At 63.2% G+C, this 14,273-nt stretch carries 13 protein-coding genes and 1 tRNA gene; 10 read left to right on the top strand and 4 right to left on the bottom strand.

The window, feature by feature from the left end:
• Positions 1 to 10: 10 nt before the first annotated feature.
• Positions 11 to 718, top strand: coding sequence for an SDR family NAD(P)-dependent oxidoreductase (locus tag CIT25_RS09765; protein WP_095484348.1), 708 nt, complete (start codon positions 11 to 13; stop codon positions 716 to 718).
• A gap of 57 nt (positions 719 to 775) precedes the next feature.
• Here the strand turns inward: CIT25_RS09765 and CIT25_RS09760 are convergent, their stop codons facing one another.
• The 4 genes from CIT25_RS09760 to aroA all read right to left on the bottom strand — a co-directional run bounded on the left by CIT25_RS09760 (position 776) and on the right by aroA (position 5,479).
• The gene (locus tag CIT25_RS09760) at positions 776 to 1,078 is read right to left on the bottom strand and encodes a hypothetical protein (protein WP_095484346.1); all 303 of its coding nucleotides are present in this window, start codon (positions 1,076 to 1,078) and stop codon (positions 776 to 778) included.
• Positions 1,079 to 1,293: 215 nt separating this feature from the next.
• A complete protein-coding gene (gene rpsA, locus CIT25_RS09755; protein WP_095484345.1) occupies positions 1,294 to 2,991 on the bottom strand; it encodes a 30S ribosomal protein S1 in 1,698 nt (565 codons plus the stop codon).
• Between the two features lie 203 nt (positions 2,992 to 3,194).
• Complete coding sequence (gene cmk, locus CIT25_RS09750) at positions 3,195 to 3,845, bottom strand: (d)CMP kinase (RefSeq protein WP_095484343.1); 651 nt, start codon at positions 3,843 to 3,845, stop codon at positions 3,195 to 3,197.
• Between the two features lie 275 nt (positions 3,846 to 4,120).
• Positions 4,121 to 5,479, bottom strand: coding sequence for a 3-phosphoshikimate 1-carboxyvinyltransferase (gene aroA, locus CIT25_RS09740; RefSeq protein WP_095484342.1), 1,359 nt, complete (start codon positions 5,477 to 5,479; stop codon positions 4,121 to 4,123).
• A gap of 194 nt (positions 5,480 to 5,673) precedes the next feature.
• On the opposite strand from aroA, the gene CIT25_RS09735 reads away from it, so the two are divergent.
• From CIT25_RS09735 to CIT25_RS09690, 9 genes are all read left to right on the top strand, one after another.
• Positions 5,674 to 6,063: a TIGR02300 family protein gene (locus CIT25_RS09735; RefSeq protein ID WP_095485047.1), complete on the top strand. Its 390-nt coding sequence runs from the start codon at positions 5,674 to 5,676 to the stop codon at positions 6,061 to 6,063.
• Between the two features lie 172 nt (positions 6,064 to 6,235).
• Positions 6,236 to 6,311, top strand: a tRNA-Ala gene (locus tag CIT25_RS09730).
• A gap of 725 nt (positions 6,312 to 7,036) precedes the next feature.
• Positions 7,037 to 7,636 carry an ANTAR domain-containing response regulator gene (locus tag CIT25_RS09720; RefSeq protein WP_095484340.1) on the top strand — a complete coding sequence of 200 codons (600 nt, stop codon included), beginning with the start codon at positions 7,037 to 7,039 and terminating at the stop codon, positions 7,634 to 7,636.
• Positions 7,637 to 7,638: 2 nt separating this feature from the next.
• Positions 7,639 to 8,877 (top strand): CmpA/NrtA family ABC transporter substrate-binding protein, encoded by a 1,239-nt coding sequence (locus CIT25_RS09715; RefSeq protein WP_164547054.1) that lies wholly within the window; start codon positions 7,639 to 7,641, stop codon positions 8,875 to 8,877.
• 359 nt (positions 8,878 to 9,236) lie between these two features.
• Positions 9,237 to 10,553 carry a CmpA/NrtA family ABC transporter substrate-binding protein gene (locus CIT25_RS09710; RefSeq protein ID WP_095484337.1) on the top strand — a complete coding sequence of 439 codons (1,317 nt, stop codon included), beginning with the start codon at positions 9,237 to 9,239 and terminating at the stop codon, positions 10,551 to 10,553.
• Positions 10,554 to 10,619: 66 nt separating this feature from the next.
• Positions 10,620 to 11,516 (top strand): nitrate ABC transporter permease, encoded by an 897-nt coding sequence (gene ntrB / locus CIT25_RS09705; protein ID WP_095484336.1) that lies wholly within the window; start codon positions 10,620 to 10,622, stop codon positions 11,514 to 11,516.
• Positions 11,517 to 11,526: 10 nt separating this feature from the next.
• Positions 11,527 to 12,324, top strand: coding sequence for an ABC transporter ATP-binding protein (locus tag CIT25_RS09700; protein ID WP_095484335.1), 798 nt, complete (start codon positions 11,527 to 11,529; stop codon positions 12,322 to 12,324).
• 397 nt (positions 12,325 to 12,721) lie between these two features.
• On the top strand, positions 12,722 to 12,913 hold the full coding sequence (locus CIT25_RS09695; protein ID WP_095484334.1) for a hypothetical protein: 192 nt from the start codon (positions 12,722 to 12,724) through the stop codon (positions 12,911 to 12,913).
• A 115-nt stretch (positions 12,914 to 13,028) separates the two neighbouring features.
• Positions 13,029 to 14,270: an MFS transporter gene (locus tag CIT25_RS09690; RefSeq protein WP_370453338.1), complete on the top strand. Its 1,242-nt coding sequence runs from the start codon at positions 13,029 to 13,031 to the stop codon at positions 14,268 to 14,270.
• Positions 14,271 to 14,273 lie beyond the last annotated feature (3 nt).

Below are 14,273 nucleotides of genomic sequence, written 5' to 3'. Positions count from 1 at the left end.
GCGGTCGAAGATGACGGACACACTGGACGGCAGGCATATTGTGGTGACCGGCGGCACCGGAGCGCTCGGTGGCGCGGTTGTCGGCAAACTGCTGGAGCAGGGCGCGATCTGCCATGTGCCCAATGCCCATGCTGCCGCGCCTGCGCATTTTCCCTTCCCGGCCCATGAGCGCGTCCGGCTGGCGCACAATGTCGATCTCGCCGACCCCGCCAAGGTCGATGCGTTCTACGCCAGTGTTACGGATTTGTGGGCATCCATCCATCTGGCCGGCGGCTTCACCGCCGCGCCGGTCGAGAAGATCGAGCCCGCGTCCTTTGCAGAAATGATGGACACCAACGCCCGTACCACCTTCCTGTGCTGCCGCGCGGCGATACGCTCGATGCTGGAATCTTCCGTGTCGGGCCGTATCGTCAATGTCACGGCGCGCGCCGGGCTCGACCTGCGGCGCGGTTCCGGCATGGTCGCCTATGCCGCCAGCAAGGCGGCGGTCGCGGCAATGACGGTGGCGATGGCGGAAGAACTCAAGGGCAAGGGCATCCTGGTCAATGCGGTCGCGCCCTCGACCCTCGATACGCCGGCTACCCGGGCTGACATGCCGGCTGCCGATTTCAGCAAATGGGTCAGCCTGGAAGCTGCCGCTGAGGCCATTGCATACCTCGCTTCGCCGGCCAATCTGGCGATGAGCGGCACACTGGTGCCGCTTTACGGCAGGGCCTGATTGGCCGGTATCGGATCGGGCCGAGGACTCGCTGGAAAATCAGCGTCATCCGGCGGCTCATTTGCAGACGAGCTCGCCGAGCTTGAGCAAGAACTTGCGCGGTCCCGGCATCACGGCCGCGCTGGCATCGTCGACGATCAGCACGTCGAGTGCGCAGCCGCCGGCCCGCACCCGGTAATGGTCGTTTCCCACACGCTCGACCGCGTCGATCGGGCCGCGCCTTTCCAGCACGTCGGCGAGGGCGCCGCTGTCGAGTATTGCCTGGATTTCGGCTTTGCGTTGCCAGAAGGGTGGCAGGGCCGCCGATACCGCGATCGTGCCGATCAACAGGATTGCAAGACTGAAACCGGTGCGGATCATAGGGCTCGCGCCCCGATCGTTTCGCATACGTATCCGGGACCGATCTTTCGGGCCGATGCGGCAAACTATAGGCTCCGTCGGCCGTTTCAAGCACGATCGGTTGCCGGACCACCCAGTGACATTGCGCGACTCCTCGCGATCATGAAAAAACCCGCGAACCTTTCGGTCCGCGGGTTGTGTGTTCGAGCCGCGCGCTAGGCGTGGCGTTTGCAGACTTAGCTGCCCTGCTTCTTCAGCGCGGCACCCAGAATGTCGCCCAGCGAAGCGCCGGAGTCGGTCGAGCCGTACTGAGCGACCGCTTCCTTCTCCTCGGCGATTTCCAGCGCCTTGATCGAGACCTGCAGCTTGCGGGTCTTCTTGTCGAAGGCGATGACGCGGGCGTCGACCTTCTGGCCGACCGTGAAGCGCTCGGGGCGCTGCTCGTCGCGGTCACGACTGAGGTCGGAGCGCTTGATGAAGGTCTCGATGCCGCTGTCGACCAGCCGCACTTCCAGACCGCCATCCTTGACGCCGGTGACCTCGCAGGTGACAACCGCGTTCTTGCGCAGTTCGCCTGAAGTCGCTGCCTCGCCGGCCGTGTCCTTGGCCAGCTGCTTGATGCCGAGCGAGATGCGCTCCTTGTCGATGTCGACGTCGAGCACCTGCGCCTTGACCATGTCGCCGCGATTGTACTCCTCGATCACCTGCTCGCCCGGACGGGTCCAGTCGAGGTCGGAAAGATGGACCATGCCGTCGACATCGCCTTCGAGGCCGATGAACAGGCCGAACTCGGTCTTGTTCTTGACCTCGCCCTCGACCTGGCTGCCGACCGGATGGCTGCTGGCGAAAGCCTGCCACGGGTTCTCGAGCGTCTGCTTGAGGCCGAGCGAGATGCGGCGCTTGGCCGGATCGACCTCGAGCACCACCACGTCGACTTCCTGCGTCGTCGACAGGATCTTGCCGGGATGCACGTTCTTCTTCGTCCACGACATTTCCGAAACGTGGATGAGGCCCTCGATGCCCGGCTCCAGCTCGACGAACGCGCCGTAGTCGGTGATGTTGGTGACGGTGCCCTTGATCTTCTTGCCGATCGGGAATTTCGTTCCGATCTCGGACCACGGATCGCTCTCGAGCTGCTTCATGCCGAGCGAGATGCGGTGGGTTTCCTGGTTGATGCGGATGATCTGCACCTTGACCGTCTGGCCGATGTTGAGGATTTCGGTCGGATGGTTGACGCGGCGCCATGCCATGTCGGTGACATGCAGCAGGCCGTCGATGCCGCCGAGGTCGACGAACGCACCATAGTCGGTGATGTTCTTGACGACGCCTTCGACCACCTGGCCCTCTTCGAGGTTCTGCACGATTTCCGAACGCTGTTCGGCGCGGCTTTCCTCGAGAACGGTGCGGCGTGACACCACGATATTGCCGCGGCGGCGATCCATCTTCAGGATCTCGAAAGGCTGCGGATTGTGCATCAGCGGCGAGACGTCGCGGATCGGGCGGATGTCGACCTGGCTGCGCGGCAGGAAGGCCACGGCGCCGTCGAGATCGACGGTGAAGCCGCCCTTGACCTGGTTGAAGATGACGCCTTCGACGCGCTCGCCCTTGGTGAACTTCTCTTCGAGACGGACCCAGCTCTCTTCGCGGCGGGCCTTTTCACGGGAAAGCATCGCTTCGCCAAGCGCGTTCTCGATGCGCTCGACATAGACCTCGACCGTGTCGCCGACCTTGAGCGTCGAGTCCTTGCCCTTGACGCCGAATTCCTTCAGCGGCACGCGGCCTTCGACCTTGAGGCCGACGTCGATGATAGCCATGTCCTTTTCGATCGCGGTGATCGTGCCCTTGACGACTTGGCCTTCGCCGGAATGGCCGGCGGAAAAAGATTCTTCGAGCAGGCTCGCGAAATCATCGCGAGTGGGATTTGCAACTGACATAGTTTCTCCTGGAGTGCCCCGCATCTCAAGCGGGGCGGGCGCCGTGGGTTAGCGTTGCGTTGGCCTGCCGGCGTTCCGGGCTTGCAAAAGCCCTTGGCCGCCTAAGCGGCAATTCCGGCGCATGAAGAATGCTGGCAGGCTGGTTCGTGCCCGATGGGTATCTTTTCGCCGCCGGCAATCGGCAACGGGTGGAAAATCCCGGCTCAGGCTTTGTTTCTCTTGGCCAGAACGTCGTCGATGATCGCCTTGGCCGTAAGAAACGCGGCTTCTATAGCCATTTCCGACGTGTCGAGCAAGTGCGCATCGGCGGCCGGCTTCAGCGGCGAGTCGGCGCGGCCCATGTCGCGCTCGTCGCGGCGCAGGATATCGGCCAGGATCTCGTCAAAATTGGCGGTGCCGCCGATGCTCTCGATCTCGGCCAGCCGTCGCTGTGCCCGCACCTCGGCGCTCGCCGTCACATAGAGTTTTATGTCGGCGTCGGGGCAGACCACCGTGCCGATGTCGCGGCCGTCGAGCACCGCGCCGGGCGGCGCCTTGGCGAATTCACGCTGCTTTTCGACCAGTATGCGCCGCACCGACGGGAACACAGCGACTTTCGAGGCCGCCTCGCCGACCGCATGCGCCGACAGCACCGACCGGTCGAGCTTTGCCAGATCGACCTGGCGGGCAGCGGTTTCGGCGGCCGAGACATTGTCGAGCGGCAGGCCGAGCCGAAGCAGCGCATGCGCCACCGCGCGATAGGTGAGGCCGGTGTCGAGCAGGTTCAGCCGGTAGTGGTCGGCCAGGCGGCGGGCCAGCGTGCCTTTGCCGGCGCCGGCGGGGCCGTCGATGGCGATGGTGAAGGTTGATGTCATTCGCCGCCCACCGTAACCGAAAAGCGCAATGATCCAGATAGGCGTGGCGATCCTTCGCGCCCCCCTCTGTCCTGCCGGACATCTCCCCCACTTGGGGGGAGATTGGCAGTCACCGCGGCTTTCGCCAATTGTCTACGTTGCAGGATTGAGCGGAGCGCCGAAGCTGCCGATCTCCCTCCTTGTGGGGGAGATGTCCGGCAGGACAGAGGGGGGCGCTGTCCCGCCGACGTTCCAGTTTGGCCCCAACCTCCAAGGCTATTGGTTGCCATCAACTGTCACTCAATCTCCGCGCCCAGCCTCTTCATCAGCCCCATGAACTCCGGAAAGCTGGTCGCGATCATCGCCTGGTCGTCGATGGTGACAGGCTTTTCCGTTGCCAGTCCCATGATCAAAAAGCTCATGGCGATGCGGTGGTCGAGATGGGTCTGGACGACGGTGTTGTGCCCATTGGGGTGTTGGCCGAGCCCTTTGCCGCCGGGTTTTCCACGTACGGCAAGCGTCGCCTCGCCCTCCGTGCAGTCGACGCCGTTGAGCTTCAGCCCTTCGGCGACGGCCGACAGCCGGTCGGATTCCTTCACCCGCAGTTCTTCCAGCCCCAGCATCAGGGTCTCGCCCTCGGCGAAGCTCGCCGCAACCGCAAGCACCGGATATTCGTCGATCATCGTCGGCGCCCGTTCGGGTGGCACGGTGACGCCCTTCAGCTCGGAATAGCGCACGCGCAGATCGGCGACATCTTCGCCGCCTTCGTTGCGCGGGTCGAGAATGTCGATCCGGGCGCCCATTTCCTGCAGCGTCAACAGAAGCCCGGTGCGGGTCGGGTTCATAAGCACGTTTTCGATTGTAATGTCCGAGCCCGGCACGATCAGCGCCGCCACCAGCGGGAAGCCGGCCGAGGACGGGTCGCCCGGCACCGCGATCGTCTGTCCCGTGAGCTTGCCCTGGCCTTCGATGAAGATGTGGCGCACGCCGCGCTCATCGGTCTCGACCGACAGATTGGCGCCGAATCCCTTCAGCATCTTCTCGGTGTGGTCGCGCGTCATCACCGGCTCGATGACGGTGGTGACGCCGGGCGTGTTCAGCCCGGCGAGCAGCACCGCCGACTTCACCTGCGCCGAGGCCATCGGCACGCGGTAGGTGATGGGCGCTGCGTGCTTGGGCCCGTGCAGCGTGATCGGCATGCGGTCGCCGGGCGTCGCCTTCAGCACCTGCACGCCCATCTGGCGCAGCGGCTCGAGCACACGGCCCATCGGCCGGCCGGACAGCGAGGCGTCGCCGATGAACGTCGTTTCCATGTCGTAGGTGCCGACCAGGCCCATGGTGAGGCGCGAGCCGGTGCCGGCATTGCCGAAATCGAGCGGACCTTCCGGCTGCAGCAGCGCGCCGTTGCCGGTGCCGCGGATCACCCACTCAGTGCCGTGCTTCTCGATATGCGCGCCCATCGCCTTCATCGCCGCGCCGGTGCGCATGACATCTTCGCCTTCCAGCAGGCCGGTGATGCGGGTCTCGCCGGAGGCGAGGCCGCCGAACATGAACGAGCGGTGCGAGATCGACTTGTCGCCGGGCACTCGCGCCGTGCCTGAAAGCGCTGACGATTTGCGAGCGGTGGCCGGTTTCGGGGCGGCAGTGTGCGACATGGGGTTTTCCCTGGATCAAACGCCGGCAGCCGGCCTTTTCTTTTGGTTTGGGCGGTCTCGTATCACGGCGGACCGAAATGGTCATCCCCTTGCAACAGGTCTCTCAACACCGGGATTTATGACGTTGGCTTTAGGCTTTGACAGCGCCGTAAACTCTGGTTATGGGGACCAAACTTTCATCGACGAGGCTTGCTGTGGCAAAACCCGAACTTGGCACCAAACGCATCGACCCCGAGACGGGTCAAAAATTCTACGACCTGAACAAGGATCCGGTCGTCTCGCCCTATACCGGCAAGAGCTATCCACGTTCCTATTTCGAGGAAGGCAAGGTCGCCCCCATCGAGGAGGAAGAGGAAGTTGCCGAGAAGGAAGCGGACGCCGAGGAGGAAGAGGGTGTCGAGGTCGTCTCCCTCGAAGAGGCGGACGAGGATGCGAAAGCCGACGATCTGCCCGATCTCGGCGATGACGAGGACGATGTGGATCTCGGCGATGACGACGACGATACTTTCCTCGCCGACGAAGAGGAAGAAGACGACGATGTCGCCGACATGATCGGCGTCGGCGACGACGACGACGAAGTCTGATCCGGCCTCTGACGCGAGCGCCCGCCGACTTTCGCGGTGTCTTAAGAAAAAGCCGCTCTTGAAGGCTTGATATTGACGGAAGGCGGGGTTAGAAGCCGCCTGCACTAACGGCGCGGTCTCAACCCGCGCCGGATCTCTTCGCCGGCAACGGCGCCGGTTGACTGCCGGAAGTGGGGCCATAGCTCAGTTGGGAGAGCGCTTGAATGGCATTCAAGAGGTCGTCGGTTCGATTCCGATTGGCTCCACCAGTCTTCTCCTACGGAAATCAGTCTCTTTAGGCCTGCCTATCACTGGCAGGCCTCACAAAACCGGTCGGTCCTCCTGTTCGCTGGATTTCTGCTAGCCGACACCTTGCGGTGACATCCGCCGCAGGATTCCTAGCGGTCGCCTGAAGCGAAAACCCCGGCAACCACCGGGGTTTTCAGCACACTATTTGCTAATAATACCAATCCCAGACCCAAACCCGCCTGCGACGGCACCGGACGCGCCGATAGCCATTCCGCCAGTAGCGACGGCAGACCCTTCTCCAAGCGCGCCGCCTGCGCCGCCGCCTGCGGTGCCACCGCCGATGGCGGACCGGCTCTGCTTGAGTATCTTCGTCCTCGAAGGTTTCTATATCCGGCGCGTCGAGTTCATCGAGAATGCCGCTTCTGGCGTCCGGTACACCGGCTATCGCGTCGATAGGCCGAACTGCGCTCACAAGGGCTGCTGCCCCAGCAAGGCCAAACATTCCTGTCAAAAATGATCGCCGATCCATGGAAACCTCCAATCTTCTAGGCAGCGAGACAAGGTTCGCAATTGGAAGATAGCGCAGTGGATACAAAAACCAAAGTCAGCCCTATTAATGGTATTTAAAGAAGCTTAACGGGTCGGCTCCGCGAACATATGACGGTCCCTCTGAATTCGAAGAGATGACTGCGTCAATTATTGCCGTGCCGCATTGCACAATCGCGCGGCGTGCGCAAAATACGGCATGATCCGAAAATCCCTCACCGTCCTGGTGATCGATGAAAACCACATCCGCGCCTCCATTATCGAGGCGGGATTGCGGGAAGCCGGGCATGAGCAGGTCACGGTCGTTCACGATGTTGCGGGAATAGCGCGGCGCATTGCCGAGATCGAGCCGGATGTAATCGTCATCGATCTCGAAAATCCGAACCGCGACATGCTTGAAAACATGTTCCAGCTTTCGCGCGTGGTGAAGCGGCCGATCGCCATGTTCGTCGACCGGTCGGATCAGGCTTCGATCGAGGCTGCGGTGGAGGCGGGGGTCTCCGCCTATGTCGTCGACGGGCTGCGCCAGGAGCGCGTCAAGCCGATCCTCGACATGGCGATCAGCCGCTTCAACGCCTTCTCTCGGATGGCGCGCGAGCTCGAAGAAGCCCGCAGTGAATTGGAGGACCGCAAGGTCATCGACCGCGCCAAGGGCATCCTGATGAGGTCGCGCGGCCTGTCGGAGGACGCAGCCTATGCGCTTCTGCGTAAGACCGCGATGAACCAGAACCGCAAAATCAGCGAAATCGCGCAGAGTCTGGTGACGGCCGCAGGCCTTCTGGATCCCGGAGAGAGTTGAGCATGGCGGCCGAACACCAGATCAATGCCGGTTTCATACCGCTGTTCGACAGCGCGGTTCTTGTTGCAGCGAGCGAGATCGGCTTTGCCGCGCGCGAAGGCGTCGATCTGACGCTCAGCCGCGAGACATCCTGGGCCAACATCCGCGACCGCATCGCGATCGGGCATTTCGATCTGGCGCATATGCTGGGACCGATGCCGATCGCCTGCAATCTGGGGCTCACCCCGCTCGCCTCCGACACGATCGTGCCGTTCTCGCTGGGACTGGGCGGCAACTGCGTGACGGTTTCGAACACGCTCTGGGCGGGCATGGTCGCGCACGGCGCCTTGCCCGACCTCGATCCGGCGCGAGCCGGCAAGGCCTTGGGAGCGCTGATCCGTGAGCGGGCAGATGCCGGTCGCGACCCGCTGCGCTTTGCGGTCGTGCATCCACACTCGGGACACAATTACGAACTGCGCTACTGGCTCGCAGCCTGCGGCATCGATCCGTCGCGCGAAATAGAAATCGTCATCGTGCCGCCGCCCTTCATGGCCGACGCGCTCGCCGCCGGCAGGATCGACGGCTACTGCGTCGGCGAACCCTGGAACAGCGCCTCGGTCGTCGCCGGCACCGGCCATATCGTCACCATCAAGGCGCTGCTGTGGCGCAACAGCCCGGAAAAGGTGGTCGGCGTGCGCAAGGCGTGGGCGGAGCAGAATCCGGATGCGCTGGCGGCGCTGCTGCGCGCGCTGCATCATTCGGCCCGCTGGTGCCAGAATCCGGCAAACCGCGGCGAGCTGGCCGCCCTCATGGCGCAGCCTTCCGTTCTTGGTCTTTCGCCGGCGCTGCAGATGCCGATCCTGACCGGACATGTCGCGCTGGGCGGTGGCGCGGAACTGACCGTTGAGGACTTCTTTCTTCCTTTCGGCAAGGCAGCGAATTTTCCATGGAAGAGCCACGCGCTGTGGTTCTATACGCAGATGGTGCGCTGGGGGCATGTCGCGCACACGCCGGAAAACCTCGCTATTGCCCGCGACTGCTACCGCCCCGATCTTTACCGGTCGGCGCTGAAGCCGCTCGGCGTCGCACTTCCCGGCGCCAATTCTAAGGTCGAGGGCGCGCTGGCGTCTGCCACACCCGTCGGCTCCGCCGGCGCTAGTCTGGTGCTCGGCCCCGATGGTTTCTTCGATGGCCAGATATTCGATCCCGACGAGATCGACGCCTACATTGCCGGGCAGAAATTGGCGCGCGCCGAAGCCTGATCATTTTCGCGCCATTCTTGTGCATTGCACAAAAATTATGCGTGCAACGGCGCTAATGAACAATCTTTGGCTTGCTCGCCCAGCGGGCCAGCGCGCCGACGGTTGTGGCATACCATTGATCTCATTGATGTTTGTCATCCATTCCGAAACTGGCACGGTTCCTGCTTTGCAATAGGCAGACTCTTCTCGGGGTCACGGAACAGGCGTCCAATGGCGGGCGCTACAGGCAAAGCTGCCGCTCAGGTCAACACGCGATCCCGGATGGACGGACGCGCGCGGCCTGGCCGGCGGCTTTTTTGTTTTGACCGAACACGCAATCGACGGCGCTGATCCCAAGCAGTGCCCAACGGGAGACGACGATGACGAAACGCATCAAGACTGAAGCCCCTTTCGAGGGCATGACCCGCCGCAATTTTCTGATGGCAAGTGCTGCCACCGCGGCAACGCTGGCGGCGGCGCGCGCGCTGCTGCCGTCTGGCGCCTATGCGGCGACGGCAGCTCCGGAAGTCACCGGCGCCAAGCTCGGCTTTATCGCGCTGACCGATGCAGCGCCGCTGATGATCGCCAAGGAGAAGGGCCTGTTCGAAAAATTCGGCATGCCCGATGTCGAGGTGCTCAAGCAGGCCTCCTGGGGCGCGACGCGTGACAATCTGATGCTCGGCGGCGAAGCCAACGGCATCGACGGCGCCCATATCCTGACGCCGATGCCTTACCTGATGCACACCGGCAAGGTGACGCAGAACAACCAGCCGATGCCGATGGCGCTCGTGGCGCGGCTGAACTACGACTGCCAGGCCATTTCCGTCGCCCAGGAGTATGCCGGCACCGGCGTCGGCCTCGACGCGTCCAAACTGAAGGACGCCTTCGCGGCCAAGAAGGCCGAAGGCAAGGAGGTGAAGGCCGCCATGACCTTCCCGGGCGGCACCCATGATCTCTGGTTGCGCTACTGGCTGGCCGCCGGCGGCATCGATCCCGACAAGGACGTCTCGACTATCGTTGTGCCGCCGCCGCAGATGGTCGCCAACATGAAGGTCGGCAACATGGACGTGTTCTGCGTCGGCGAGCCATGGAACGAGCAGCTCGTCCACCAGGGCGTCGGCTTCACCGCGGCCACAACCGGCGAGCTCTGGAAGGGCCATCCGGAAAAGGCGCTCGGCTTGCGCGCCGCCTTCATCGACAAGAACCCGAATGCCACCAAGGCGATCCTGATGGCCGTCATGGAAGCCCAGCAATGGTGCGAAGCCTTGGAAAACAAGGACGAGATGGCGGCCATCATCGGCAAGCGACAATGGATGAACGTGCCGACCGCCGATATCATCGGGCGCCTCAAGGGCGACATCAACTACGGCAATGGCCGCGTTGCCACCGGCACCGACCTCTACATGAAGTTCTGGAAGGGTGGCGTGTCCTACCCTTTCAAGAGCCACGACAGCTGGTTCCTCGCCGAGAACATCCGCTGGGGCAAATTCGCGGCGACCACCGACATCAAGGCACTGGTCGATCAGGTCAACCGCGAAGATCTGTGGCGCGAGGCGGCCAAGGACCTCGGCGTCGCGGCGGCCGATATCCCGGCGTCTTCGTCGCGCGGCGTGGAGACCTTCTTCGACGGCAAGATCTTCGATCCGGCCAACCCGTCCGCCTATCTCGACAGCCTCAAGATCAAGGCATCGGCCTGACGTCGACGACAGGCGGCGCCGTTGGCGCCGCCTGTCACTCCACGTGCTCAAGGAGCTTTTTGCGAAATGTCTATCCAAACCATCGAGGACAGCAAGGTGAAGGCGTTCCCCACGCCTGCCAAGCCCGCAGAGGTCATAGCTTTCACCGCCAAGATGAGGCGCCGCTTCGATCCCGCCGCGATCGCCGGCAAACTGGCGAGTACGCTGGTGCCGCCGGCAGTCGTTATCGCCGTCATGCTGGTCATCTGGCAGATCGCCTGCTCGTCGCCCAATGCCAGCTTGCCGCCACCGAGCCAGGTGTGGAACGAGGCCTACGATCTGATCGCCCATCCGTTCTTCGACTATGGTCCGCAGGATATCGGACTGGCCTGGCGAGTGCTGATCTCGCTGCAGCGCGTCGCCATCGGCTTCGGCCTGGCTGCAATCGTCGGCGTCGCGCTCGGCGCTCTAGTCGGCCAGTCGATCTGGGCGATGCGTGGCCTCGACCCTGTGTTCCAGATTCTGCGCACCGTGCCGCCGCTCGCTTGGCTGCCGCTGTCGCTGGCTGCCTTCCGCGATTCCAGCCCGTCGGCGATCTTCGTCATCTTCATCACCTCGATCTGGCCGGTGATCATCAACACCGCCGTCGGCGTCCGCAACATTCCAGAGGATTACCGCAACGTCTCCCGAATCCTCAGGCTCAACCAGCTCGAATTCTTCGTGAAGATCATGGTGCCGGCCGCGGCACCTTACATCTTCACCGGCCTGCGCATCGGCATCGGCCTGTCCTGGCTTGCCATCGTCGCGGCCGAAATGCTGACAGGCGGCGTCGGTATCGGCTTCTTCATCTGGGATGCCTGGAATTCGTCGCGGCTGCCCGACATCATCGTCGCGCTCGCCTATATCGGCGTCACCGGTTTTTGCCTCGACCGCCTGGTCGCGGCGGTCGGCGCCTTCGTCACCCGCGGCACAACGGCAAAGTGAGGAGAGAGCGATGACGGCCTACCTGAAACTCGACCATATCGACAAATCCTTCGCCCGCGGTGGCCAGGTCAGCGAGGTGCTGAAGGACATTCGGCTGACCATAGACAAGGGCGAATTCGTCTCGATCATCGGCCATTCCGGCTGCGGCAAGTCGACCTTGCTCAACCTGATCGCCGGGTTGACGAGAGTGTCCGCCGGCGCGGTCCTGCTCGAAGACAAGGAGGTCGACAGCCCCGGTCCCGAGCGCGCCGTGGTGTTCCAGAACCACAGCCTGCTGCCGTGGCTCACCGTCTACGAAAACATCAACCTGGCGGTGTCGAAGGTGTTCGGCAGCACCAGGACCCGGGCCGAGCGGCATGACTGGATCATGCGCAATCTCGACCTCGTGCAGATGGCGCATGCCAGGGACAAGCGTCCGGCTGAGATTTCGGGCGGCATGAAGCAGCGCGTCGGCATCGCCCGCGCGCTGGCCATGGAGCCGAAGATCCTGCTGCTCGATGAGCCGTTCGGCGCGCTCGACGCGCTGACACGCGCCCATCTGCAGGACGCAGTGATGGATATCCATTCCCGGCTTGGCTCGACGACGATCATGATCACCCATGACGTCGACGAGGCGGTGCTGTTGTCCGACCGCATTGTCATGATGACCAACGGCCCGGCGGCAACCATCGGCGAGGTGCTTCCCGTGCCGCTCGCCCGGCCGCGCCGGCGCATCGAGCTTTCCTCCGACCGGACCTTCCTGCGCTGCCGCGAGGCGGTGCTGAAGTTCCTCTACGAACGCCACCGCTTCGTCGAAGCCGCGGAATAAGGCCATGACCGAAAAACGCGTCATCATCGACAATTGGCAATCTGCATCGGCAATGGGCATTCTATCGCATTGCACAAATATTATGCTGCTGCGCAAGGCATTCTGACTAATCTTTGATCCGATGCTGGGCTTGGTCAAAAATCGCTCGGCTGCGATTCACATTGATTTCATTCGGTAATCTAGAGCGCTGTCGAATTGGCACGCTTCCTGCTTTTTAGAATGTAGGTCCGCAAGGGCCAAGTGACACGGCGTCCAATGGCGGGCGCCACAGGCAAAGCTGCCGCTCAGGTCATACGCGATCCCGGATGGACGGACGCGCGAAGACCTGGCCGGCGGCTTTTTTGTTTTTACGCGATCGACGGCGCTGGTCCCAAGCGGCGCCCAACCGGAGACGACGATGACGAAACGGATCGGAACTGGCGCGTCCCTCGCGGACTTCACGCGCCGCGATTTTCTGGCCAGCAGCGCGCTGACGGCGGCGCTGTTCACCGCCGCGCTCCTGCTGTTTCCCGTCGGCGCCAAGACGGAAAGCAAAGACCCGACCGTGGCGAACCCGGTCTCGTTGCACGCGCCGATGCCGCGCCGCTGATCATTCACCCACAAACATCCGCGGTGCCTCCCACGCCGCAAACCGGAGCCAGACATTGACTGCAAATCTCCCAGCCGCGCCCAGCCAGGACAGTGCTCCCCAGCAGGCGCTTGTGATGTCCACCATCGCCTTCACCGTCTGCTTCGCGGTGTGGACGATCTTTTCAATCATCGGCGTGCGTATAAAGCAGGACCTTGGGTTGAACGAGACGGAGTTCGGCCTGCTGGTCGGCACGCCGATCCTCACCGGTTCGCTCGTGCGCATGGTGCTCGGTGTCTGGACCGACCGTTTTGGCGGACGGCTGGTATACACCGCGACCATGCTTGCGGCGGCGGTCGCTACCTTCCTGCTCGCTTTTGCGCACACCTACGGACAGATGCTGGTCGCCGCGCTAGGCGTTGGGCTCGCCGGCGGTTCCTTCGCCGTCGGTGTCGCCTATGTCTCGCGTTTCTTTCCGGCCGGCAGGCAGGGCACGGCGCTTGGCATTTTCGGTGTCGGCAATGTCGGCGCCGCAGTCACCAAGTTCCTGGCACCGTTCGTGCTTCTCTCCTGGGGCTGGCAGTCGGTCGCGCTAATCTGGGCGGCAGCACTCGTCGTCATGGCCGCCGTCTTCTGGTTTACGACCGGCGACGATCCGGTCATCCGCGAGCGCCGTGCCTGCAAGGCAGCGCCCGCGAGAAGCTTCTTGCAGGAATTCGCGCCGCTCAAGAATCTGCAGGTCTGGCGCTTCGCCTTCTATTATTTCTTCGCCTTCGGTGCATTCGTCGCGCTGTCGCTGTGGCTGCCCCGCTACCTGATCGGCGTCTACGGCTTCGGGCTTGCGACCGCCGGCATGATCGGCGCGGCCTATTCAATTCCGGCAAGTATTTTCCGCGCCTATGGTGGCGTGCTTTCCGACCGGATCGGCGCCCGCACCGTGCTCTACTGGACCTTCGCTGTCAGTGCCGGCGCGACTCTCGTTCTGTCTCTCCCCTCGGCAGACTACGTCGTGCATGGCATCAGCGGGCCGATCGCCTTCCATTTCGAGATCGGCCCGCTCACCTTCATAGCCGTTGCCTGCGTGCTCGGCTTCTTCATGAGCCTCGGCAAGGCCGCCGTCTACAAGCACATCCCGGCTTACTACCCGCAGAGTGTCGGCGCGGTCGGCGGCGTTGTCGGCATGATTGGCGGGCTCGGCGGCTTTATCCTGCCAATCGCCTTCGGCGCGCTCAACGACCTCACCGGCGTCTGGTCGAGCTGCTTCATGCTGCTCTTCGTCATCGTCGCCACCTGCTTTGCCTGGATGCATTTTTCCATCCGGCGGATGGAGCGCACGGCGTCTGCCGAAGCTTCAGGCCTTTCCTACGCGGCTGAGTGAGAC

It is taken from the genome of Mesorhizobium mediterraneum (assembly GCF_002284565.1).
Classification (GTDB): Bacteria; Pseudomonadota; Alphaproteobacteria; order Rhizobiales; family Rhizobiaceae; genus Mesorhizobium; species Mesorhizobium mediterraneum.
Note: the sequence above shows the minus strand (reverse complement) of the source record. Positions and strands in the feature narration are given on the sequence as shown.

Coding starts and splice junctions, on each gene's coding strand:
- CIT25_RS09765 (WP_095484348.1), top strand. CDS start 11: ATGACGGACACACTGGACGGCAGGCATATTGTGGTGACCGGCGGCACC.
- CIT25_RS09760 (WP_095484346.1), bottom strand. CDS start 1,078: ATGATCCGCACCGGTTTCAGTCTTGCAATCCTGTTGATCGGCACGATC.
- rpsA (WP_095484345.1), bottom strand. CDS start 2,991: ATGTCAGTTGCAAATCCCACTCGCGATGATTTCGCGAGCCTGCTCGAA.
- cmk (WP_095484343.1), bottom strand. CDS start 3,845: ATGACATCAACCTTCACCATCGCCATCGACGGCCCCGCCGGCGCCGGC.
- aroA (WP_095484342.1), bottom strand. CDS start 5,479: ATGTCGCACACTGCCGCCCCGAAACCGGCCACCGCTCGCAAATCGTCA.
- CIT25_RS09720 (WP_095484340.1), top strand. CDS start 7,037: ATGATCCGAAAATCCCTCACCGTCCTGGTGATCGATGAAAACCACATC.
- CIT25_RS09715 (WP_164547054.1), top strand. CDS start 7,639: ATGGCGGCCGAACACCAGATCAATGCCGGTTTCATACCGCTGTTCGAC.
- CIT25_RS09710 (WP_095484337.1), top strand. CDS start 9,237: ATGACGAAACGCATCAAGACTGAAGCCCCTTTCGAGGGCATGACCCGC.
- ntrB (WP_095484336.1), top strand. CDS start 10,620: ATGTCTATCCAAACCATCGAGGACAGCAAGGTGAAGGCGTTCCCCACG.
- CIT25_RS09700 (WP_095484335.1), top strand. CDS start 11,527: ATGACGGCCTACCTGAAACTCGACCATATCGACAAATCCTTCGCCCGC.
- CIT25_RS09695 (WP_095484334.1), top strand. CDS start 12,722: ATGACGAAACGGATCGGAACTGGCGCGTCCCTCGCGGACTTCACGCGC.
- CIT25_RS09690 (WP_370453338.1), top strand. CDS start 13,029: ATGTCCACCATCGCCTTCACCGTCTGCTTCGCGGTGTGGACGATCTTT.